The sequence below is a fragment of the Streptomyces sp. 5K101 genome, from assembly GCF_046506645.1.
Taxonomy (GTDB): Bacteria; Actinomycetota; Actinomycetes; order Streptomycetales; family Streptomycetaceae; genus Streptomyces.
Genome location: NZ_JBKFFO010000002.1, coordinates 228,468 through 251,242, shown reverse-complemented (window position 1 = coordinate 251,242; position 22,775 = coordinate 228,468). Strand labels below are relative to the sequence as shown.

At 72.5% G+C, this 22,775-nt stretch carries 19 protein-coding genes; 14 read left to right on the top strand and 5 right to left on the bottom strand.

Annotated features, from left to right (window positions below):
• Positions 1-14 precede the first annotated feature (14 nt).
• The 5 genes from ACLB9X_RS04115 (at position 15) to ACLB9X_RS04095 (ending at position 7,677) form a co-directional block, all read left to right on the top strand.
• Complete coding sequence (locus ACLB9X_RS04115) at positions 15-1,124, top strand: NAD(P)H-dependent flavin oxidoreductase (protein ID WP_410358828.1); 1,110 nt, start codon at positions 15-17, stop codon at positions 1,122-1,124.
• Positions 1,125-1,345: 221 nt separating this feature from the next.
• On the top strand, positions 1,346-2,914 hold the full coding sequence (locus tag ACLB9X_RS04110) for an acyl-CoA synthetase (RefSeq protein WP_410359135.1): 1,569 nt from the start codon (positions 1,346-1,348) through the stop codon (positions 2,912-2,914).
• Between the two features lie 529 nt (positions 2,915-3,443).
• Positions 3,444-4,550 (top strand): calcium:proton antiporter, encoded by a 1,107-nt coding sequence (locus ACLB9X_RS04105; protein WP_410358827.1) that lies wholly within the window; start codon positions 3,444-3,446, stop codon positions 4,548-4,550.
• Between the two features lie 100 nt (positions 4,551-4,650).
• Positions 4,651-6,165 carry an acyl-CoA synthetase gene (locus tag ACLB9X_RS04100; protein ID WP_410358826.1) on the top strand — a complete coding sequence of 505 codons (1,515 nt, stop codon included), beginning with the start codon at positions 4,651-4,653 and terminating at the stop codon, positions 6,163-6,165.
• Between the two features lie 174 nt (positions 6,166-6,339).
• The gene (locus tag ACLB9X_RS04095) at positions 6,340-7,677 is read left to right on the top strand and encodes an LCP family protein (protein WP_410358825.1); all 1,338 of its coding nucleotides are present in this window, start codon (positions 6,340-6,342) and stop codon (positions 7,675-7,677) included.
• Positions 7,678-7,725: 48 nt separating this feature from the next.
• Here the strand turns inward: ACLB9X_RS04095 and ACLB9X_RS04090 are convergent, their stop codons facing one another.
• Positions 7,726-8,136 (bottom strand): RidA family protein, encoded by a 411-nt coding sequence (locus tag ACLB9X_RS04090; RefSeq protein ID WP_266673776.1) that lies wholly within the window; start codon positions 8,134-8,136, stop codon positions 7,726-7,728.
• Between the two features lie 197 nt (positions 8,137-8,333).
• Positions 8,334-9,629, bottom strand: a complete 1,296-nt coding sequence (paaK, locus tag ACLB9X_RS04085) for a phenylacetate--CoA ligase PaaK (RefSeq protein WP_410358824.1) — start codon at positions 9,627-9,629, stop codon at positions 8,334-8,336.
• A gap of 186 nt (positions 9,630-9,815) precedes the next feature.
• Here paaK and ACLB9X_RS04080 point away from each other — a divergent pair, with 186 nt between their 5' ends.
• The 3 genes from ACLB9X_RS04080 (at position 9,816) to ACLB9X_RS04070 (ending at position 12,823) form a co-directional block, all read left to right on the top strand.
• Positions 9,816-11,336: an alpha/beta fold hydrolase gene (locus ACLB9X_RS04080; RefSeq protein WP_410358823.1), complete on the top strand. Its 1,521-nt coding sequence runs from the start codon at positions 9,816-9,818 to the stop codon at positions 11,334-11,336.
• A 175-nt stretch (positions 11,337-11,511) separates the two neighbouring features.
• Positions 11,512-12,045 (top strand): VOC family protein, encoded by a 534-nt coding sequence (locus ACLB9X_RS04075; protein WP_410358822.1) that lies wholly within the window; start codon positions 11,512-11,514, stop codon positions 12,043-12,045.
• Between the two features lie 85 nt (positions 12,046-12,130).
• On the top strand, positions 12,131-12,823 hold the full coding sequence (locus ACLB9X_RS04070; RefSeq protein ID WP_410358821.1) for a chorismate mutase: 693 nt from the start codon (positions 12,131-12,133) through the stop codon (positions 12,821-12,823).
• 19 nt (positions 12,824-12,842) lie between these two features.
• Here ACLB9X_RS04070 and ACLB9X_RS04065 read toward each other — a convergent pair whose 3' ends face one another.
• Positions 12,843-14,504, bottom strand: a complete 1,662-nt coding sequence (locus tag ACLB9X_RS04065; protein ID WP_410358820.1) for an acyl-CoA synthetase — start codon at positions 14,502-14,504, stop codon at positions 12,843-12,845.
• 166 nt (positions 14,505-14,670) lie between these two features.
• On the opposite strand from ACLB9X_RS04065, the gene ACLB9X_RS04060 reads away from it, so the two are divergent.
• From ACLB9X_RS04060 to ACLB9X_RS04040, 5 genes are all read left to right on the top strand, one after another.
• Positions 14,671-15,480: a crotonase/enoyl-CoA hydratase family protein gene (locus ACLB9X_RS04060; protein ID WP_410358819.1), complete on the top strand. Its 810-nt coding sequence runs from the start codon at positions 14,671-14,673 to the stop codon at positions 15,478-15,480.
• A 257-nt stretch (positions 15,481-15,737) separates the two neighbouring features.
• A complete protein-coding gene (locus tag ACLB9X_RS04055; RefSeq protein ID WP_410358818.1) occupies positions 15,738-16,700 on the top strand; it encodes a Zn-ribbon domain-containing OB-fold protein in 963 nt (320 codons plus the stop codon).
• On the top strand, positions 16,697-17,758 hold the full coding sequence (locus tag ACLB9X_RS04050; protein ID WP_410358817.1) for a thiolase domain-containing protein: 1,062 nt from the start codon (positions 16,697-16,699) through the stop codon (positions 17,756-17,758). Before ACLB9X_RS04055 ends, ACLB9X_RS04050 begins: the two co-directional genes overlap by 4 nt.
• 1 nt (position 17,759) lies before the next feature.
• Positions 17,760-18,926 (top strand): thiolase domain-containing protein, encoded by a 1,167-nt coding sequence (locus ACLB9X_RS04045; protein WP_410358816.1) that lies wholly within the window; start codon positions 17,760-17,762, stop codon positions 18,924-18,926.
• Positions 18,927-19,015: 89 nt separating this feature from the next.
• Positions 19,016-19,264: a DUF397 domain-containing protein gene (locus tag ACLB9X_RS04040; RefSeq protein ID WP_410358815.1), complete on the top strand. Its 249-nt coding sequence runs from the start codon at positions 19,016-19,018 to the stop codon at positions 19,262-19,264.
• Positions 19,265-19,414: 150 nt separating this feature from the next.
• Here the strand turns inward: ACLB9X_RS04040 and ACLB9X_RS04035 are convergent, their stop codons facing one another.
• On the bottom strand, positions 19,415-19,768 hold the full coding sequence (locus ACLB9X_RS04035; protein ID WP_410358814.1) for a hypothetical protein: 354 nt from the start codon (positions 19,766-19,768) through the stop codon (positions 19,415-19,417).
• 214 nt (positions 19,769-19,982) lie between these two features.
• On the opposite strand from ACLB9X_RS04035, the gene ACLB9X_RS04030 reads away from it, so the two are divergent.
• Positions 19,983-20,483 (top strand): hypothetical protein, encoded by a 501-nt coding sequence (locus ACLB9X_RS04030; RefSeq protein ID WP_410358813.1) that lies wholly within the window; start codon positions 19,983-19,985, stop codon positions 20,481-20,483.
• Positions 20,484-20,553: 70 nt separating this feature from the next.
• Here ACLB9X_RS04030 and ACLB9X_RS04025 read toward each other — a convergent pair whose 3' ends face one another.
• Positions 20,554-22,752, bottom strand: a complete 2,199-nt coding sequence (locus tag ACLB9X_RS04025) for a terpene synthase family protein (RefSeq protein ID WP_410358812.1) — start codon at positions 22,750-22,752, stop codon at positions 20,554-20,556.
• Positions 22,753-22,775: the final 23 nt, after the last annotated feature.

Genomic DNA, 22,775 nt, shown 5'->3' with positions numbered 1-22,775 from the left:
GGCATCCTGCGCCCATGGAGACGGAGCTGAGCAGACAACTGGGCATCGAGCACGCCATCTTCGGCTTCACACCGTTCCCCGCGGTGGCTGCCGCCATCTCCCGCGCGGGAGGCTTCGGCGTGCTCGGAGCCGTCCGTTACACGGCGCCCGACGACCTCGCACGCGACCTCGACTGGCTCCACGACCACGCCGACGGCAAGCCGTACGGCCTCGACGTCGTCATGCCCGCCAGGAAGGTCGAGGGCGTGAGCGAGGCCGACGTGGAGGCGATGATCCCCGAAGGGCACCGGCGGTTCGTCCGCGACACCCTCGCCGAGCACGGCGTCCCCGAACTCGCCGAGGGCGAGCGGTCCGGATGGCGCATCACCGGCTGGATGGAGGACGTGGCCCGCCGTCAGCTCGACGTCGCCTTCGACCGACCCATCCGCCTCCTCGCGAACGCCCTCGGCTCCCCGCCCGCCGACGTCGTCAAACGCGCCCACGACAACGGCGTCCTCGTCGCCGCGCTCGCGGGCAGCGCCCGGCACGCCCGCCACCACGCCGAGGCGGGGATCGACATCGTCGTCGCCCAGGGGTACGAGGCAGGCGGGCACACCGGCGAGATCGCCTCCATGGTGCTCACTCCCGAAGTGGCCGAAGCCGTCGCGCCGTTGCCCGTGCTCGCGGCCGGCGGCATCGGCAGCGGCGAGCAGATCGCCGCCGGTCTCGCACTCGGTGCGCAGGGCGTGTGGATCGGCTCGCTGTGGCTCACCACCACCGAAGCCCGGCTCGGTTCCCGGGCGCTGACGGCCAAACTGCTGGCCGCCGGCTCCGGCGACACCGTGCGCTCGCGCGCCCTGACCGGCAAGCCCGCCCGCCAGCTGCGCACCGCCTGGACTGATGCCTGGGACGACCCGGCAGGACCCGGGCCGCTGCCCATGCCGTTGCAGGGGCTTCTCGTCGCCGAGGCCGTCTCCCGCATCCAGCGGTACGAGGTCGAGCCGCTGCTCGGCACGCCGGTCGGCCAGATCGTCGGCCGCATGAACGCGGAGCGCCCCGTCCAGGAGGTCTTCGACGGCCTCACCCGCGGCTTCGAGCGTGCCGTCGACCGCATCAACCGCATCGCAGGAAGGAGCGGGTCATGACCCACCCCGCGGACGGACCGGGCGCCACGCACGCGCCGGGCGGTCCGGGCCAGGCCCAGGTTCCGGGCGTGCCCCATGGCGAGGGCGTGTCCCATCGCGAGGGCGGTCCGGGCGTGGCTCACGGGCGGGGCGTGCCCCATCGCGAGGGCGTGCGCCAGGGGCCGGGCCAGGCTCCTGGTCCGGGCGTGGCTCACGGGCGGGGCGTGCCCCATCGTGAAGGCGTGCCCCAGGGGCCGGGCGTGCCAGGAACCCCGGGCGGGTTCTGGGCGCAGGCCGCGGCCGATCCCGGCCGTACCGTCCTGACCTGCCCGGACGGGGAGCAGTGGGAGGCAGGACGGCTGCACGCGGCCGCCAACAGGCTCGTCCACGGGCTGCGGGCGGCCGGACTGCGGCGCGGCGACGCGTTCGCCGTCGTCCTGCCCAACGGCGCCGAACTCGTCACCGCGGCACTCGCCGCGGCGCAGGCCGGGTTCTACCTCGTTCCGGTCAACCACCACCTGGTCGGCCCGGAGATCGCCTGGATCGTGTCCGACTCCGGTGCCGAGGTCCTCGTCGCGCACGAACGCTTCGCCGAGGCGGCGACGGCCGCCGCCGACGAGGCGCAGCTGCCCGCGGGCCGCCGCTACGCCGTGGGCGAGGTGGCCGGATTCCGCCCGTACGCCGACCTGCTGGACGGACAGCCGGAGACGCCGCCCGCGGACCGCACGCTCGGCTGGGTCATGAACTACACCTCCGGCACGACGGGCCGCCCCCGGGGGATCCGCCGGCCGCTGCCCGGAAAGACGCCCGAGGAGACGCATCTCGGCGGATTCCTCGGCATCTTCGGGATCAAGCCGTACGACGGCAACGTCCATCTCGTCTGCTCGCCGCTCTACCACACGGCCGTGCTGCAGTTCGCGACGGCGGCCCTGCACATCGGGCATCCGCTCGTCCTGATGGACAAGTGGGCGCCGGAGGAGATGCTGCGGCTCATCGACGCGTACCGGTGCACGCACACGCACATGGTGCCCACCCAGTTCCACCGGCTCCTCGCGCTGCCGGACGAGGTCAGGAAGCGCTACGACGTCTCCTCCATGCGGCACGCCATCCACGGCGCCGCGCCCTGCCCCGACCACATCAAACGAGCCATGATCGACTGGTGGGGGAACTGCGTCGAGGAGTACTACGCGGCGAGCGAGGGCGGCGGGGCCTTCGCGACGGCCGAGGACTGGCTGCGGAAGCCCGGCACGGTCGGGCGGGCGTGGCCCATCAGTGAGCTGGCCGTGCTCGACGACGACGGGAAGCGCCTGCCGCCGGGGGAGGTCGGCACGGTCTACATGAAGATGACAACGGGCGGCTTCAGTTACCACAAGGACGAGGCGAAGACGGCGAGGAACCGCGTAGGCGACTTCTTCACCGTCGGGGATCTCGGGTACCTGGACGCGGACGGCTACCTCTTCCTGCGCGACCGCAAGATCGACATGATCATCTCCGGCGGGGTCAACATCTACCCGGCCGAGATCGAGTCGGTGCTGCTGACCCATCCGGCCGTGGCCGACGCCGCCGTGTTCGGCATCCCGCACGCGGACTGGGGCGAGGAGGTCATGGCCGTCGTGGAACCGGCGGACGGCCACGCCCCGGGCGCGTCCCTCGCCGCGGACGTCCTCGCGCACTGCGCGAGCGCACTGGCCGCCTACAAGCGCCCCAGGTCCGTGGACTTCGTGACGACGATGCCCCGCGACCCGAACGGCAAGCTGTACAAACGCCGCCTCCGCGAGCCGTACTGGCGGGACCACGCACGGCGGGTGTGACGAGGCGGGAGCCTCGTGCACCGTGCGCCACGGGTGTCGCGCGGGCGGTGGGGGCCGGTGCGTGGCCCCACCCGCGCGGAGCACGTCGGCGGGCCGGGGGCGCCCCCTGAGCCCGCTGCCCCGCACGGGCCCGACGCCGCACCGCGTCCCCGCCTGCTCCGGCGCGGGCGCCTCGGCCCCCCGACGCTGCCCCGCGTGGGGCGGGCGCACATCAGCGCGGCTGCCTGCCGTCGGCGGTGTACGCCCCCGCGCGGCCGAGGGTCTACGCCCGTGCCCGGGGCGTCCGGCGCAGGCACCTCGGCCCGGACTCCTGCCCCGTGCGGAGCGAGTGCACATCAGTACGGTGGCCTGGCTGTCGGCGGTGTTCGCCCCCGCGCGGCCGAGGGCCTACGCCCGTGCCCGGAGCGTCCGGTGCGGCCCACGCGCGGGCCGAGGGCTCCCTATCGCGCTGACCGCGTAGGCGCCCCGGCCGGTCCCGCGGGCGCTCCCCGCATGGCCGAGCCGAAGCGCCCCTGGCAGCCTGGCACGCATGAGCGCGGTGAACCTCTCGTCCGCCATGCGGCGGTGGACCGTCTGGGTGCCGCTGGTCGCGGTCGTCGCCCTGGTGCTCAGCTGGGGGCGCGACCTGCCGCTCCTCGCGGTCGTCGCCGTGGCCGTGTGTCTGGCCGGAGCCGTACTGGCAGCCGTGCACCACGCGGAAGTGGTCGCCCACCGCGTCGGCGAGCCCTTCGGCTCCCTCGTCCTCGCGTTCGCCGTCACCGTCATCGAAGTGGCCCTCATCGTCACTCTGATGGCCGACGGCGGCGACAAGTCCGCATCCCTCGCCAGGGACACGGTCTTCGCCGCCGTCATGATCACGTGCAACGGCATCGTCGGTCTGTCCCTGCTCGTGGCGGCCCTGCACAACCGCGTCGCCGTCTTCAACGCCGAGGGATCGGGCGCCGCCCTCGCCACCGTCGCGACGCTCGCCACCCTCAGTCTCGTCCTGCCGACCTTCACCACCAGCAGACCCGGGCCGGAGTTCTCACCCGCCCAGCTGACGTTCGCGGCGGTCGCCTCGCTCGGCCTCTACGGCCTGTTCGTCGCCGTGCAGACCGTGCGCCACCGCGAGTACTTCCTGCCCGTCTCCCGCCACGGCGGACCCCCGCACGAGGCCGACGACCACGGCGAGGCGCCGGGCCGCTCGGCAGCCCTGCTCAGCCTCGGTCTCCTCGTCGTCGCGCTCGTCGCGGTGGTGGGCGACGCCAAGGCGGTGTCGCCCACCATCGAGTCCGGCGTCGCGTCCGCCGGCCTGCCGCACGCCGTCGTCGGCGTCGTCATCGCGCTGCTCGTCCTGCTGCCCGAGACGCTCGCCGCCGTACGGGCGGCCCGCCGTGACCTTGTCCAGAGAAGCCTGAACCTGGCGCTCGGCTCCGCCATGGCGAGCATCGGACTGACCATCCCCGCCATTGCCCTCGCGACCATCTGGCTGGAGGGGCCGTTGCTGCTCGGCCTCAGCGCCACCCACATGGTGCTGCTCGCGCTCACGGTCGTCGTCGGCGCGCTGACCGTGGTGCCGGGCCGGGCCACGCTGCTGCAGGGCGGGGTGCACCTCGCGATCCTCGCCGCCTACGTGTTCCTCGCCATCAGCCCGTAGCCCGCGCCGCCACCAGGGCGGCTGACACGGGGGCCTGTCAACCGTCCGCTCGGTGTACCCGAGTCTTGACGTACCGTCACCGGCCGCCCAGGATCGCGTCATGACAGGGGCACACAGTAACACGGTCGACTCCCTCGTACGGCGCAGCGCCCGCCGCACCCCCGGCCGCACAGCCGTCCGCTACGCCGCGCGCACCTGGACCTACGCCGAGCTCGACGCCGCCGTCTCCACCGCCGCGGCGGTCCTGGCAGACCACGGGCTGCGCCCGGGCGACCGGGTCGCGACCTACGGGCACAACTCCGACGCCTACCTGATCGCCTTCCTCGCCTGCGCCCGGGCCGGTCTCGTCCACGTGCCGGTCAACCAGAACCTCACCGGGGACGACCTCGCCTACATCGTCCGCCAGTCGGGCAGCTCCCTCGTCCTCGCCGACCCGGACCTCGCGCCCCGCCTGCCCACCGGACCTCCCGTCCGGCCGCTGCGCGACGCCGACGGCTCCCTCCTCGCCGAACTGGCCGACCCGCGACCGTACCGGCACGCCGGCCGGGAGCCGCAGGCCGAGGACCTCGTCCAGCTGCTCTACACCTCGGGGACCACCGCCCTGCCCAAGGGCGCGATGATGACCCACCGGGCGCTCGTCCACGAATACGTCAGCGCCATCACGGCGCTCGACCTCCAGCCGGGCGACCGGCCCCTGCACACGCTGCCGCTCTACCACTCCGCCCAGATGCACGTCTTCCTGCTGCCCTACCTGGCGGTCGGCGCGGAGAACACCATTCTGGACGCGCCCGACGCGGTGCGGATCTTCGACCTCGTCGAAGCCGGGCGCGCCGACAGCCTGTTCGCCCCGCCGACCGTCTGGATCGGCCTGTCCAACCACGCGGACTTCGCCACCCGCGACCTCGGCGCCCTGCGCAAGGCCTACTACGGAGCGTCGATCATGCCCGTGCCCGTCCTGGAGCGGCTGCGCGACCGCCTGCCCGGGCTCGCGTTCTACAACTGCTTCGGGCAGTCGGAGATCGGCCCGCTCGCCACCGTCCTCGGCCCCGACGAGCACGAGGGCCGGATGGACTCCTGCGGCCGACCCGTGCTGTTCGTCGAGGCGAAGGTCGTCGACGAGGACGGCAAGGAGGCCGAGGACGGCACGCCGGGCGAGGTCGTCTACCGCTCCCCGCAGCTGTGCGAGGGGTACTGGGACAAGCCCCAGGAGACCGCGGAGGCCTTCCGTGACGGCTGGTTCCGCTCCGGGGACCTCGCCGTGCGCGACAGCGAGGGCTACTTCACCGTCGTCGACCGGGTGAAGGACGTCATCAACTCCGGGGGAGTGCTCGTCGCTTCACGCCAGGTGGAGGACGTCCTCTACACCCACCCCGCGGTCGCCGAGGCCGCGGTCGTCGGACTGCCCGACGACCGCTGGATCGAAGCCGTCACGGCGGTGGTCGTGCCGCGCGAAACGGTCACCGAGGCCGAACTGATCGCCCACGCGCGCGAGAACCTCCCCCATTTCAAGGCGCCCAAGAAGGTCCTCTTCGTGGACGGCCTCCCGCGCAACGCCAGCGGCAAGATCCTCAAGCGCGAGCTCCGCGACCGGTTCGGCGCCCCTGCGGCACCCTGACGTCCACGATCCGCTTGACCTTGCCCACCGGACCGTCCGGCGATCCGAGGCCGCTCTGGGCAACATGGGTGACTGCTGCGGGCAGGACGGCGTGCCGATCGTGCGCAGCAGACGTCGCCCACCGGTGCCCGTTACCGTCCCGCGTGTCCTCTACGTCTCTCTCGGGGGTGCGTGATGCGCCGACTCACTGTGGGGCTTGCCCTGCTGTCCTCCCTGGTCTCCTGGCCCTGGCTCGCGGGACATGCCGGCTCCGACCCGGGCGCACCGGCAGCCCGCGCCGACAGCCGCGGCACGAACATCCTGATCGTCGGGGTCGACAGCCGTTCCGGCCTGTCCACTGCCGAGAAGCGGCGCCTCCACGTCGGCGGCGAGGGCTGCGACTGCACCGATGTGATGATGCTCGTGCACCTCTCCGAGGACCGACGTCGTGCAAGCATCGTCTCCATCCCCCGGGACAGTTACGTCGAGTACGCCACGCCGGAAGGCGCCACCACTCCGGCCCGCCGGGGCAAGATCAACGCCGCCTTCAAGATCGGCCGTGGTCCCCTCGCCGTACGCACCGTCGAGAAGGTCACCGGGCTGCACATCGACCACTATCTGGAGACCGGCTTCACCGGCTTCGAACAGGCCGTCAACAACCTGGGCGGCGCGACCGTGTGCACGGACAAGCCGCTCAAGGACGAGAACTCCGGCCTCGACATCACCGAGGGAAGCCATCACATCGACGGGAACGGAGCACTGCGCTACGCCCGGGCCCGGCACATCGACCGACCAGGGGACCTCGGCCGGGTCCGCCGCCAGCAGCGGCTGCTCGCCGACATGCTGGCGGACCTGACGGCCCGAGGAGCGCTGGCCGGCCCCGTCAGCGCCGCGAGTACGGCTCACCAACTGCTCACGTCCGTACGCACCGACGAGCGGACCGGCCTGGACGACCTGGTCCGCATCGGCTGGTCCCTGGGGCGGCTGTCGGCGGACCGGACGGAGTTCGCCACAGTGCCGATCGCCCACTTCGACCACCGGGTGCCCGGCGTCGGCTCCACGCTCCTGTGGCACGAGGCCCGCTCCCGGGCACTGTGGGACGCCCTGCGCGCCGACCGCCCCATCACTGGCGACACGCGCATCCTCCCCGTGCCGGAAACACGCGCCGAGACCGACCCCGCCCGCATCCACGTACGTGTCGACGACGCCACCGTCGCCGAGGCTCTTCGGCGCAACAAGTTCGTCGTGACGGACACCTCGGCGTCGGCCCCGGAGGTCCGGCCGGCAGGCCCCGCCGTCATCACCTACCCCGTCGGCCGGGAAGCGGACGCGGCCACTCTGGCCGCGGCACTGCCCGGGGCACACCAGCGGGCGAGCTCGCGGACCGATGCCGTCTTCGAGGTCGCCGTCGGTTCCGAGCCCGTCGCGGTCAAGACCGTCACCTACGACCGCAACGTCGCGGACGGCGCGCCCGTCACGGCGGACGACCTGCGCTGCACCGACGTGTCCGCGGCGCACGGACAACAACGCTGACGGCCGGCGCCAGGGAAGTGGCTACCCAGTTCGATACGCCGTTCGAAGTCAGTCAGGCAGCGCCACGGTGAGATCCACCTCGACGAGCTGTCCCGGAAAGCCCAGCTGGGCGACGCCCAAGAGCGTGCTGGCGGTGGTGAACGCCGGACCCAGGGCAGACTCGGTGAGCCGACGCCATGCGGCTCCGAGAATGTCCCTCTCATCGCTCCGCACGTAGATCACTGACCGCACCACGTGTTCAGGCTGGGCACTCACCGCTGCCAGGGCAGCGAGCGCGTTCGCGACAACCTGGTCGACCTGCGTCTCGAGGGAACCGGAACCGACGAGGTCACCATTCCGATCAAGCGGGCACTGCCCCGCCAGATAGGCGGTACGGCCTGCCTCCACCACGGTGATGTGGTGGTAGCCGGGTGTCTCATGCAGCTGCTCGGGGTTGATGCGGGTGATCTTCTCAGTCATGCCAGCGAGTCTGACCAGCGTGGTGCCAGCACGCATCGCATTTTCTCCACCGGCAAGCATTCCGCAGCGACGTGAGGTTGAAGAACAGGCTGAGACCTTGGTTCCGCTCGCACGGTCGGAGAACGGCCCCGCCGTCCCTGAGGTCCGTAGGCCTCGGCAGCGTGCCGTTCGCTGTTGCGCGGCCACAGCAGCGGAGTTCAGTGCCCCTGCGGCTCCCTGAGGTCCACGATCCGCTTGATCTTGCCCACCGAGCGCTCCAGTGTCTCGGGGTCCACCACCTCGACGGTGACCGAGACGCCGATGCCGTCCTTCACGGCCGCCGCGATCGACCGCTCGGCGGCCGTGCGCTGTTCCGTGGTCGCCTCGGCGCGCGCCTCGGCGCGGACGGTGAGGGCGTCCAGGCGTCCCTCGCGGGTCAGCCGGAGCTGGAAGTGCGGAGCGACGTGCGGCGTGCGCAGCACGATCTCCTCGATCTGCGTGGGGAAGAGGTTCACCCCGCGCAGGATCACCATGTCGTCGCTGCGCCCGGTGACCTTCTCCATCCGGCGGAAGACCCGGGCCGTGCCCGGCAGCAGCCGCGTCAGGTCACGCGTGCGGTAACGGACGACCGGCATGGCCTCCTTCGTGAGCGAGGTGAACACCAGCTCGCCCCGCTCCCCGTCGGGCAGCACCTCACCCGTGAGGGGGTCGACGACCTCGGGGTAGAAGTGGTCCTCCCAGATGTGCAGTCCGTCCTTGGTCTCCACACACTCCTGCGCCACCCCCGGGCCCATCACCTCCGACAGCCCGTAGATGTCGACGGCGTCGATGGCGAAGCGCTCCTCGATCTCCCGACGCATCTCCTCCGTCCACGGCTCGGCGCCGAAGACGCCGACCTTCAGCGAGGTCGTCCGCGGGTCTATGCCCTGCCGGTCGAACTCGTCGAGGAGCGTGAGCATGTACGACGGCGTGACCATGATGATCTCGGGCCGGAAGTCCTGGATCAGCTGCACCTGCCGCGCCGTCATGCCGCCCGAGGCGGGGATGACCGTACAGCCGAGCCGCTCCGCGCCGTAGTGCGCGCCGAGGCCGCCGGTGAACAGCCCGTAGCCGTACGCCACATGGACCTTGTGGCCCGGTCGGGCGCCGGCGGCGCGGAGGGAACGGGCCACCACGTCGGCCCAGTTGTCCAGGTCGCCCTCGGTGTACCCGACGACGGTGGGACGGCCCGTCGTCCCGCTGGAGGCATGGATCCGGCGTACCTGCGACTGCTCGACGGCGAACATCCCGAACGGGTAGTTGTCCCGCAGGTCCGTCTTGGCGGTGAAGGGGAAGCGTGCGAGGTCCGCGAGCGCACGGCAGTCGTCGGGACGCAGACCCGCCTTGTCGAAGGACGCCCGGTAGAACGGCACGTTCTCGTACGCGTGGCGCAGGGTCGCCCTCAGCCGCTCCAGCTGCAGCGCCTCGAGCTCCTCCCGCCCGAGCCGCTCCGCCGCGTCCAGCAGGTCCGTCATTCGCCGTACTCCCGTCCCAAAACGGACGACCGATCATTCGGTCGTGCTGCTCGGGATCAGTAATTCAGCATGCGCCGCGGTCCGTCAAGGCATGTGCACAGACCCGTGCGACCCTCCGCGCGGGCCCGGCTGCGCTCTGCGCGTAAGTCCGTTGCGGCAGCCCGGGCGCCTGGCGATGATCACGCCATGGGGACCTTCCGCACGTACGACGGGACAGAGCTGGCCTACGAGACCACGGGGGAGGGGGAGCCGCTGATCTGCCTGCCCGGCGGGCCGATGCGGGCCGCGGCATACCTCCGCGATCTCGGCGGGCTCGGCGCACACCGCCGGCTGGTGCTGCTGCACCTGCGCGGCACCGGAGACTCCGCCGTCCCGGCCGATCCCGCCGGCTACCGCCGCGATCGCCAGGCCGACGACGTGGAGGCGCTGCGCGAGCACCTGGGGCTCGGCCGCGTCGATCTGCTCGCCCACTCGGCGGGCGCCGCCCTGGCCCTGTACTACGCCACCCGCCACCCCCGGCGCGTACGGTCGCTGACCCTGGTCACACCCGACACCAGTGCCGTCGGCATCACGGCCACCCCCGAGGACCGCCGGGAAGCGGCGCTGCTGCGGTCGGGCGAACCCTGGTTCGAGGCCGGGATCGCCGCGCTCGACGAACTGCGGAGCGGGCATGAGTCCCCCGAGATCTGGGACGCGGTCCGGCCCTTCACCTACGGGCGGTGGGACGAGGCCGCCAGGGCCCATGCCGCGGCCAGAGAAGGCCAGTTCGCCTTCGAGGCCATCGAGCACTTCTACGCCGCAGGCGCCGCCGGTCCCGCCTCGGTCCGGGCCGCGCTCGCCGGTGTGCAGGCCCCGGTGCTCGTCCTCGCGGGCGAGCTCGACGGAGGGCCCCGCCCGGCCCACGCCGCCGAACTCGCCGCGCTCTTCCCCCATGGCCGCTGTGTCGTCCAGGCGGGCGCCGCGCACTTCCCCTGGCTGGACGACCCGGGCGCCTTCACCCGTGCCGTCGCGGCCTTCCTCGACCCGGACGTGCACAGCGCGCAGGCGGGCGGCATCCGGCTGGCCTACCGCGTGTGGGGCGACGAGGACGCGCCGCCGGTCGTCCTGGTCCACGGCCGCTGCGGCAACAGCAGCCACTGGTCGCGGGTCGCCGGACGTCTCGCCGCGACCCGCCGCGTGTACGCCGTCGACCTGCGGGGCCACGGTCTGAGCGAGTGGCCGGGGAGCTACGGATTGGCCGCCTTCCGCGACGACCTCGCCGCCTTCGTCACGGCCCTCGGCCTCGGCCCGGTCGATCTCGTGGGGCACTCGATGGGCGGCGCCGCCGCCCTGCTCCTCGCCGAGGAGCAGCCGGAACTCGTACGCCGCCTCGTGGTCGAGGAGACCCCACCGCTGCAGCCCCTCGATCCGCCGAGGCCGCCGGCGGTCCGGCCCGACGAGCCGCTGGACTTCGACTGGCCGCTCGTGCCCGCCACGGACGCCGAGCTGAACGAGCCCGACCCCGCCTGGTGGGACCGCCTGGAGTCGATCAAGGCCCCCACCTTGGTGATCGCCGGCGGGCCGGCCAGCAGCATCCCCCAGGACCGGCTCGCCGCACTCGCCGCGCGCATTCCCGGCGCCCGCCTGGTCACGGTGGAGGCGGGACATCTCGTGCACGAGACCAGGCCCGCGGAGTTCCTGGCCGCGCTGGAGGACTTCGGCATCTGACGGACGACGGACGGGCCGGCGACCGGTCACGCTCAGCACCTGCGCGTGACCGGTTGGTACGTACGGACCCATTGCGGCGGTGCCGGCCGGCCACAGGGCGGTATTCGTAGGGATCCGGGGAAGATGGCGAAGAGATGTTGAATCGCGCAAACACCCCGAGGTGAAGGAGACCGTGATGCCTCAGCCAGAGGGAGCCGCACTCGAGGCCGTCCGAGCCCGCCGCGAGGAGCTGCGGCAGCGCTACCTGCGGGCCCCGGACGACCGGCCCGTGACCAGCGCACACGGGGTCCACCACGTCGCGTTCATCTGCCGCGACGTGGAGGAGACCATCCGCTTCTACCAGGAGTTCCTGGGCTTCCCGCTCGTGGAGATCGTGGAGAACCGTGACTACCGCGGCTCGACCCACTTCTTCTTCGACATCGGCAACAACAACCTGCTGGGGTTCTTCGACTTCCCCGGCCACGAACACCCTGCCGCCACGGAGACGATCGGCGGTGTGCAGCACCTGGCCCTGTCGGTGGACGCGCAGCACTACGCGGCCGCGCGGAAGAAGCTCGACGAGGCCGGTGTCGAGTACGCCGGGCCCGACCGGGGAGTCGAGGAGAGCCTGTATCTCCACGACCCCAACGGGGTGCCGCTGGAGCTGTACCGGGAGCGGCTCGGCATCTTCAACGGGGAGCAGATCCTGGACACCCTCACCGACGACTGAACGGGCCGGTGGCGCGCGCCCTGTTCCGCCCCGCGGCCACCCTTCGTACGATCGGCCCGCCGATCCGTCGACGGGAAGGGAACCCGTGCACACGACCTCCTTCGCAAGGCACCTGTCCAGGGCCGGCGGCGTCGCCATCGCCGCAGCCACGGTGCTCGTGCTCGCCGCGCCGCCGCCGGTCGCCGCGGCCGTCGCCGCTTCCCGCCCGGTGCCGGCCCCGGCTGCCGTCGCCGCCATCGCGGCCCCGCCCCCGATGCGAGCCCCCGCCACGGCCCTCGCCGCCGCTCCGGTCACCGGCCTGCACACCGTCGCCGATCTCGCCGCGCGGCGGCTCGCGACCGCCGACCTCGTCGCGGCTGCCAAGTACGGCACCGGCGCCCCGATCGACGACCCGGTGCGCGAACGGCAGGTGCTCGACGCCGTGGCGCGACAGGCCCGCGACATCGGCGCCGACCCGCAGGAGACGGTCCGGGTCTTCCGCGATCAGATCGAGGCCAACAAGCTCGTCCAGCGTGCCCTGTTCCACCAGTGGGACACCCACCCGGCCGAGGCGCCGACCGAGCGCCCGGACCTGACCCGGGTGCGCGAGGAGATCAACCGGGTCAACGCCGCCCTCGTGCACGCCCTCGCCGACTCGGCGCCGTCGCGGCACGCACCGTCGTGCGACGGCCGGCTCGTCGCCGCGGCCGCGCACGTGCGTCACGAGCGCGCCCTCGACTCCCTGCACACGACGGCGCTGGCGCGGTCCCTTCCGTCGGTCTGCGCGTCGAATTCCTAACGGTCGCCGCCCCGCCGGTTCAGCCCTGGGGCGCGAGGTCGGGGTCCGGGTCCGCGTCCTGTGCCCGGTCCGGACCCGACGCCACAGCCCGCGCCCAGCGGTAGTCCGCCTTGCCGCTCGGCGAGCGCTGGATCTCCTCGGTGATCACCAGCCGGCTGGGGATCTTGTAGCCCGCGAGACGGCCGCGGCAGTGCGCCCGCAGATCCTCCAGGGTCGGCGCGGCGGCTCCCGCGCGCGGTTGGACCACCGCCGCCACGCGGTTGCCCCACCTCCGGTCCGGCACGCCCGCGACCAGCGCGTCGTACACGTCCGGATGGGACTTGAGGGCCTGCTCGACCTCCTCCGGGTACACCTTCTCGCCGCCCGTGTTGATGCACTGCGAGCCGCGCCCGAGGACCGTGACGATGCCGTCCTCGTCGACCGTCGCCATGTCGCCGAGCAGCACCCACCGCTCGCCGTCGCGCCGGAAGAAGGTCTCCGCCGTCTTCACCGGGTCGTTGTAGTACCCCAGAGGCACATGGCCGCGCTGGGCGATGCGGCCTGGCTCGCCCGGCTTCACCGGCTCGTACGTCGCCGGGTCGACCACCGCCGTACGTGAGTTGACCCGCAGCCGGAAGCCCCTGTCCGGGCCGGAGTCCTCGGTCGCCGTGCCGTTGAACCCGGACTCGGACGAGCCGAAGTTGTTCAGCAGCAGCACGTTCGGGGCGAGCGCGGCGAACTGGGCGCGCACCGTCTCCGACATGATCGCGCCCGAGCTGGAGACGCTGAACAACGACGACAGGTCGCAGCCCTTCAGCGGACCGCTCAGCGCGTCGATCAACGGCCTCAGCATCGCGTCCCCTACCAGGGACACGCTGGTGACCTTCTCCCGCTCGATCGTGCGCAGCACCTCGTGCGGCACGAACTTGCGGTGCAGGACGACCCGTTGGCCGAAGTCGAACCCGATGAACGCGGTGAGCGTCGACGTGCCGTGCATCAGCGGGGGAGTGGGGAAGAAGGTGATGCCGTCGCCGCCCGCGGCGACCCGCTCGGCCAGTTCCCCCGGCGAGGACACCGGCTCCCCGGTCGGCGCGCCGCCGCCGAGGCCGGAGAAGAACAGGTCCTCCTGGCGCCACATCACGCCCTTGGGCATGCCGGTCGTCCCGCCCGTGTAGATGATGAACTGGTCGTCCCCCGAGCGCGGCGCGAACCCCCGCCCGGACGACCCGGCCGCCTCGGCGTCGGCGAAGGCCACCGCGTCGAGCCGAGGCGCGCCCTCGGGCGGTGTGCCGACCCGCAGCAGATGGCGGAGCCGCTCCGTCCGCGGCAGGGCCCCGGCGACCCGTTCGGTGAACTCGGCGTCGAAGACGAGCGCCGCCAGGTCCGCGTCCCGGTAGAGGTAGACCAACTCCTCCTCCACGTAGCGGTAGTTGACGTTCACCGGCACGATGCGCGCCTTGAGGCAGCCGAGCACGGTCTGCAGGTACTCGACGCCGTTGTACAGGTGCAGGCCCAGGTGCTCGCCCGGCTCCAGCCCCGCGTCGAGCAGGTGGTGGGCGACGCGGTTGGCCGCCGCGTCGAGTCCGGCGTAGGTGAGGCGGCGCTCGGCGCCCGTGCCGGGGTGATCGACGTACACCAGCGCCTCGCGGTCCGGAACCACGTCGACGACCGACTCGAACAGATCGGCAAGGTTGTACTCCACCGCTCCTCCTGTCCCCGGCGAACTCGGCCCGGCCGTCATTAGAGCGCCGTGCGGCACCAGGGGGAAGGCCCGCCGCACAATAAATCTGACTGGTTGTCAGAAAACGCTTGAACTGGCACTCGGGCTGCTGCAACCTGTTCCAGGTCACCGGACGGGAGGTCCGCGCATGGGACGAGACGGCGGTACCGAACACCTCACCGTGCGGCGCGAAGGCGCCACACTGGTGCTCACTCTCAACAGGCCCGAGGCGAGGAACGCCCTGTCGATGGGGATGCTCGTCGGCCTGTACGACGGCTGGCTGCGGGCGGACGAGGACGACACGGTGCGCTCCGTCGTGCTGACCGGCGCGGGCGGCAGCTTCTGCGCCGGCATGGACCTCAAGGCACTGGCCGGGCAGGGGATGGAAGGACAGCGGCACCGGGAGCGGATGAAAGCCGATCCCGATCTGCACTGGAAGGCGATGCTCCGCCACCACCGCCCACGCAAACCGGTGATCGCCGCCGTGGAGGGCCACTGCGTGGCCGGCGGCACCGAGATGCTTCAGGGCACCGACATCCGCGTCGCGGGCGAAGGGGCGACCTTCGGACTCTTCGAGGTCCGCCGGGGACTGTTCCCGATCGGCGGCTCGACCGTACGGCTGCCGCGCCAGATCCCGCACACCCACGCCCTGGAGATGCTGCTCACCGGCCGCCCCTACAGCGCCGACGATGCCCTGCGGATCGGGCTCGTCGGCCGGGTCGTACCGGACGGCACCGCACTGGAGACCGCGCTCGCCATCGCCGACCAGATCAACGCCTGCGGCCCGCTGGCCGTGGAGGCCGTCAAGGCGTCCGTCTACGAGACGGCCCAGATGTCCGAGGCGGAGGGGCTGGCCGTTGAACTGAAGCGGGGCTGGCCAGTCTTCGACACGGCGGACGCGAGGGAGGGGGCGCGGGCGTTCGCGGAGAAGCGCGCCCCGGTGTACCGCCGGACGTGACCTTCCCCACCCCGCCCCTTCCCGAACCGGGGCAAGCCCCGGACCCGTACCGCCCTTCGGGCGGTGTCCGGGGACTCCGCCCCCGCGCCCCCGCGCCTCAAACGCCGGCGGGGCTGACTTTGTCAGCCCGGCCGGCGCTTGAGGCCACCGCGCGAAGCGCGGTACGGGGTCGCGCGGGGGCGGAGCCCCCGGTTCGGGAAGGGGCGGGGTGGGGAAACGGCCCCGCCCAGACCTGCCCCGCAGCAAGGAGCCCCCCCATGACCGCCACCCCCGCACTCACCGCGCCCCTCGTCGTCGAGTTCCCCTTCACCCGCTCCCTCGGCCCCGTCCAGAGCGCCTTCCTCACCGGCCTGCGCGAGACGACCGTCCTCGGCGTGCGGACCAGCGACGGCAAGGTCCTCGTCCCGCCCGTCGAATACGACCCCGTCACCGCCGACGAGCTGCGCGACCTCGTCGAGGTCCGAGCCACCGGCACCGTCACCACCTGGGCCTGGAACCCGGACCCCCGGCGCGGTCAGCCCCTCGCCACCCCCTTCGCCTGGGTGCTCGTCCGCCTCGACGGCGCCGACACCGCCCTGCTCCACGCCCTGGACGCCCCCGGCCCCGACGCCGTACGCACCGGCATGCGCGTGGGCATCCGCTGGGCCCAGCAGCGGACCGGCGCCATCACGGACATCGCCTGCTTCGAGCCGCAGCCGCACGAAGAGGAACTGCAGGCTCCCGTATCCGCCCGCCCGCACAGCGGCGTCTTCCCCGGCCCAGTCACGGGCATCGTCGCGCCCGCCCGGCTCGACTACACCTACGCCCCGGGCCGCGCGCAGAGCGCCCACCTCACCGCGCTCACCGAGCGCAGGATCGTCGGCGAACGCTGCCCGCGCTGCCGCAAGGTGTACGTCCCGCCCCGCGGCGCCTGCCCGACCTGCGGAGTGGCGACCTCCGAACAGGTCGAGGTCGGCCCCCGCGGCACCGTGACCACCTTCTGCGTCGTCAACATCAAAGCCAAGAATCTCGACATCGACGTGCCCTACGTCTACGCGCACATCGCCCTCGACGGCGCCGACCTCGCGCTGCACGGGCGCATCGGAGGCATCCCGTACGACCAGGTGCGCATGGGCCTGCGCGTCGAACCGGTGTGGCGGGACGGCGCGCGGCACCCCGACCACTACCGGCCGACGGGCGAACCGGACGCCGACTACGACACGTACAAGGAGCTGCTGTGACGCGGACGCGGTACGCCAGGGACGTGGCCATCGTCGCCTTCGCGCAGACCGACCACCGGCGCCGTACGGACGACGTCTCCGAGGTCGAGATGCTGATGCCCGTCCTCCACGACGTCCTCAGCCGCACCGGCCTGACGACAGGTGACATCGGCTTCACCTGCTCAGGGTCCAGCGACTACCTCGCCGGACGCGCCTTCTCCTTCACCATGGCCCTCGACGGAGTCGGCGCCTGGCCGCCGATCAGCGAGTCCCACGTCGAGACCGACGGCGCCTGGGCCCTGTACGAGGCGTGGGTGAAGCTCCTGACCGGCGAGGCCGACACCGCTCTCGTCTACGCGTACGGCAAGTGCTCGCCCGGCGACGTACGCGCCGTGCTGAGCCGGCAGCTCGACCCGTACTACCTCGCCCCGCTGTGGCCCGACTCCGTCGCCCTCGCCGCCCTCCAGGCGCAGGCGGTCGTCGACGCGGGCATCGCCGACGAGTCCGCCTTCGCCGCCGTCGCGACCCGCAGCCGGGCCGACGCCGCCGCCAACCCTCACGCTCAGCTCAAGGGAGACCTTCCCGCAGGCGGGCACCTCGTCCGGCCGCTCAGGGCCGCAGACTGCCCGCCGGTCGGCGACGGCGCGGCCGCGGTGATCCTCGCCGCCGACGACACGGCCCGCCGGCTGTGCCCCCGGCCCGCCTGGATACGCGGCATCGACCACCGCGTCGAGGCCCACGCGCTCGGCGTACGCGACCTCACGGACTCGCCCTCCACGCGCCTCGCGGCCCGGCACGCCGGAGCGTTCGAGCGGCCCGTCGACACCGCGGAACTGCATGCCCCCTTCAGTTCGCAGGAGATCGTCCTGCGGCGAAGTCTCGACCTCGACGACAGCGTGAGGGTCAACCCGTCCGGCGGAGCGCTCGCCGCCAACCCGGTGATGGCCGCGGGGCTGATCAGGCTCGGCGAGGCAGCCGCCCGCATCCACCGCGGCGTGTCCGACCGGGCCCTCGCCCACGCCACGTCCGGCCCGTGCCTGCAGCAGAACCTGGTCGCCGTCCTCGAAGGAGAGACCTGACATGCCCCATGAGCCCGTGGCCGTCGTCGGGATCGGCCAGACCAAGCACGTCGCCGCCCGCCGCGACGTGTCCATCGCCGGACTCGTCCGCGAAGCCGCCCTGCGGGCCCTCGACGACGCCCAGCTGACCTGGGCCGGCATCGACGCCGTCGTCATCGGCAAGGCACCGGACTTCTTCGAGGGCGTGATGATGCCCGAGCTGTACCTCGCCGACGCCCTCGGCGCGGTCGGCAAACCCCTGCTCCGCGTGCACACCGCCGGCTCGGTCGGCGGATCCACCGCACTTGTCGCCGCCAACCTGGTCGCCGCCCGCGTCCACCGCACGGTCCTCACGGTGGCGTTCGAGAAGCAGTCCGAGTCCAACGCCATGTGGGGCCTCTCGCTGCCGATCCCCTTCCAACAGCCCCTCCTCGCCGGGGCCGGCGGCTTCTTCGCCCCGCACGTACGCGCCTACATACGGCGCACCGGCGCACCGGACACCATCGGCTCGCTCGTCGCCTACAAGGACCGCCGCAACGCGCTCAGGAACCCGTACGCCCATCTGCACGAACACGGCATCACCCTGGAGAAGGTCCAGGCGTCGCCCATGCTCTGGGACCCCGTGCGCTACTCCGAGACCTGCCCCTCCTCCGACGGGGCCTGTGCCATGGTCCTCACCGACCGCGCGGGCGCGGCCCGTTCCCCCGCGCCGCCCGCCTGGCTGCACGGCGGCGCCATGCGCAGCGAGCCGACGATGTTCGCGGGCAAGGACTTCGTCTCCCCCCGGGCGGGCAAGGACTGCGCCGCCGACGTCTACCGGCAGGCGGGCATCACCGACCCGCGCCGCGAGATCGACGCGGTCGAGATGTACGTCCCGTTCTCCTGGTACGAGCCGATGTGGCTGGAGAACCTCGGCTTCGCCGCCGAGGGCGAGGGCTGGAAGCTCACCGAGTCCGGTGCGACCGAGATCGACGGCGATCTGCCGGTGAACCCGTCGGGCGGAGTGCTGTCCACCAATCCCATCGGGGCCTCCGGCATGATCCGCTTCGCCGAGGCGGCACTGCAGGTGCGCGGCCGGGCCGGGGAGCACCAGGTCGACGGCGCCCGCAAGGCGCTGGGCCACGCCTACGGCGGCGGGTCGCAGTTCTTCGCCATGTGGCTCGTGGGAGCGCGGCCGCCCACCGGCTGACGCGGCGCGCGACGCGTGCCCCGCGCCCTGTCCGTGACCGGGCGCCGTCGCTAGTCTGGCCCGGGAACCGATGCGGGAGGAGCAGGGACGTGGCCGACAGCACCATCACCACTACCACGCAGACGTTTTCGGGCTGGGACAAGCCGGAGCTCGATCTCAGCGGCGCCGACTGGCAGTCGGGCAGCCAGGGAGTGGGCGACGTCCAGATCGCCTTCGTCGAGGGCTTCATCGCGATGCGCAACGGCCGACGGCCCGAGAACCCGTCGCTGATCTTCACCCCCGCCGAATGGCGCGCCTTCGTGCTGAACGCCCGCGACGGCGAGTTCGACCTGACCTGAGCCACCTGGGCCGCCCGCCGGCGCGGTCGCGGTGGTCAGCGCAGGGCCGCGCCGGTGGTCGCCCCGCCCTCGCGTCTCCGGTCGAGGCGTCCGCAGGCGCGTCGGCCCGCCGAGACACGCCCGGGAGCCGCGACGCCCCCGGCCCTCGCGTCACGCCGGCGTCTGCGTTGCGTCGCGGGGCGGGACCGTGGAGCCGTTGATCTTTTCGATGGCCTGGCGGGCGTGCTCGCCCGGCGTGCGGGACGTCAGCGACGAGACCGACGACGCCACCGGCGGCAGCGGCGGGGCGGGATCCGCCGCCGGCTTGGCGCGCACCGCGGACCGGGTGCGCAGCCGGTGCCCCGCGGCCTCGTCCAGGCTCACCGGCCGCTGCATCCGCGCGGCGAGCCGGCCCGCCTCCTGACCGAGTGCCGCCACGTCCTCCCACGCCAGGCGGACCACGAGACGGAGCTCCGCCTCACCGTCGGGGAGGGCTTGCAGGTCGGGACTGATGCGGTCGTTCATGGGCTGATCCCTCACTGTCGGTACGGATCCTCGTCGGCGCCGCACCGGCCACGGCCGACGGGCGCGCCCAGGGGTACGGGCCCGGGGCCGTACGCGTTCAAGTCCGCCGGGCGACGGACGGTACGCGCCCCCCGACGACACGCGGCGGGCCGCGGGCGACAGCGCCCCCGGCCCCGACTCGGCCGACCCTGCGCGGACACGTACCATGGCGGTTATGTCGTTTCTCCGCCGCCGCAGCGCCGCCACACCCGCGGGTCCGGACTTCGATGTCCTGGCCATGGACCCGGGCGACTGGCCCGGCAATCTCGGCGCCGGTCTGCTGCCCGCCCCCGACGGCAGCTGCCAGGGTGTCTTCCTGCGCTACGACCTGTTCGGTGGCCGCGGCCCCGCGATGATCATCGGCAACCTCCCCGAGGGATCGCCCGCGCGCGATGTCGAGGAGGGCGAGATCCCCTTCGAGGTCGCCCAGCTGCTTATCGCCCTGGAGAACGACGAGCCCGTCGAGGTCGTCGACGTCGAGGACACGCCCGTGATGCAGGGCGACAACCTCCTGATCGTCCGCCGCGTCAAGCTCTCCGAAAGCCGCATCTCCTGCGTACAGTTCGACCGCAGCGACAATGTGCTCGTCACGATCGCCAGCTGGGACCGCCCGATCACCGACGATCTGTACGCGCTGCTCAAGCCGCTCCCCGCGGAGCTCTTCCAGCAGGGCTGACCACGCCCCGCACCGAACTGCCCGGGCCGTGCCCCGGGCAGTTCCGTCTTCCCGGGCGCCCGGGCCGCGGCTACACCCGCACCTGTGCGCCCTGAGCGGGCAGAGCCAGCCGGAACGCCGATGTACCGAGCCCGGTGGGTGTGCCCAGCCGCCACGGCGCCGCGCCCCCGCGCAGATCCTCCTCGCGGTAACGCCGCACGTGGCGGTGCCAGTTGAGAATGCCGGCGAGCCAGTCCTCCAGCTCGCGGACATACGCGCCCAGTGCCGCCCGCGCCTGCTCGTCCAGCGCGAAGTCATCGCACAGCAACGGCAGTTCGTGCTCCTTGACGTGCCGGAACTCCCGCAGCCGCGAGCGCATCAGCTCGTCCGTCATCCCGGCGGCCGTCGGGTAGTCGCAGTCGAAGAACGTCTGCACGACCAGGACGGCGTTGTGGACCTCGCCCTCGTACTCGATCTCCTTCTGGTACGAGAACAGGTCGTTGAGCAGACACGCGTAGTCCGCGGCGGAGTTCTCCAGGCTGCGCAACGGGCCGCTCGCGTAGATCTCCGGCGGGAGCTCGTCCTCGTGCCGCAGCCGGGCCAGGCTCATCGTCAGGTCCGAGCCGAACGTGAGGCGGCGCATCTCGATGTAGTCGACCGGATCGGGCACGCGGTGCTGTGCCTGGTTGTGCAGCTCCCACAGCCAGCTGTCCAGCATGACGTCGACCGCCCCGCGCAGGGACTGCCGGGCGCCGGGCGACATCGGCCCCGCCGTGCGGCTCCACAGATCGGCGAGACTGCGCTCCATCGGGGTGACCGCGAGGGCGGCGCCTGCCTCCGGTTCGTCGACCGGCATGCACGCCTTCAGCCGCTCGTTCGACAGCCTGGCCCCCGCGAGATCACGCCGCCGGCCGTAAACCACCGGATAGTAGTCGTCGCCGTACGTCCCCCACGTCAGCCATTCGGCACTGAGCTCCAGCTCCTCCGGCGTGGCGTCCGGGTCGAGGCCGGCCGAGCACAGCGCGAAGTCGAAACCGGCGAGCTTCGCCTCGTCCCAGATGTCGTTCAGCAGCCCCATGCGTCCAGCCCAGGCCAGTGACCTCGCGCGTGCGTCGTCCAGGTGGGGGCTGAGCGTGAGCGGGAACGGCAGGTCGAACGCGGGCAGCCACGACGGCCCCACCTGCTCGGGACGGTGCGTGAGCGTGCGCAGCCGGGCCGCCGCCGGGCGGCCGAACAGCGTCCTGATGTCGAGCGCCGACACGCCGAGCACCCCGTCGAGCGGCCCCGGCCCGGTGTCCACGCCCTCGTTCATGTAGCGGCTGGAGCGCATGTGCCACTCGTGGCCGCCGGACTGCCAGTCCTGGAGCCCCTTGGCATAGGCGGCGATCGCCGCGCACTCGGCGGGGCTCAGTCCCTTCTCCACGCACAGGGCGGGCACCTCGGTGAGCGCGGTGTTCTCGAACTGCTGGACGCGGGAGGTCAGCAGGTCGTTGACGGCATCCGCCGCCTCCTGCGTCGTGCAGCCGAGGAAGGTCTCCAGGACCAGCACCCCGTTGCTGTTCTCGCCCTCCTCCTCCACCTCGCGCTGGTACGAGAACAGGTCGTTGCGCAGGTGCACCGCGTCCGCGAACGTGTCGCGCAGGACCCGCAGCGGACGCGCGTGTGCGACGGACTCGGGGACCTCGGCGCCGGCCGCGTACTCCACGAGGCCGGCCGACCAGGGGGCGCCGCCCACCTTGCGGCGCATCTCGATGTACTCGAGAGGGTTCGCGATCCGGCCCTCGTTGATGTTGGAGAGCTCCCACATCGACTCGTTGAGCAGGTTCTCCGTGGCGCGTGCGAAACGGGCGCGCCAGGCGGGCGACATGGCGGGCACGGTGCGCGCCCACAGATCGGCGAGGCCCGCCTCGACCGGATTCGTCGGCTCGGGCGTCCCGCGGGACAGGTCCATCGGCATGAACGCCGGCAGCCGGTCGAGATACGCCTTGCCGCCCGCTCTGTCCTGGCTGCGCTTGAAGACCTCCAGGAAGTGGTCGTCGAAGAAGAAGACCCACACGTACCAGTCCGTGACCAGGCTCAGGGCCTCCGCGTCGCAGTCCGGATGCGTGTAGGCGCACAGCAGCGCGTAGTCGTGGGCCGCGAGGTCGCTCTCCTCCCAGATGCCGGACCCCTCCAGCATCCCCATGTGCCGTGCCCACCGCGTGGTGTGCTGCCGTGCCTCCTCCACGTGCGGGTTGAGCCGTGCCGGATGGGGCACGTAGAAGTCCGGCAGTTCGAAGGGCTGTGCCATAGGAGTCGAGGGCCTTTCTGTGA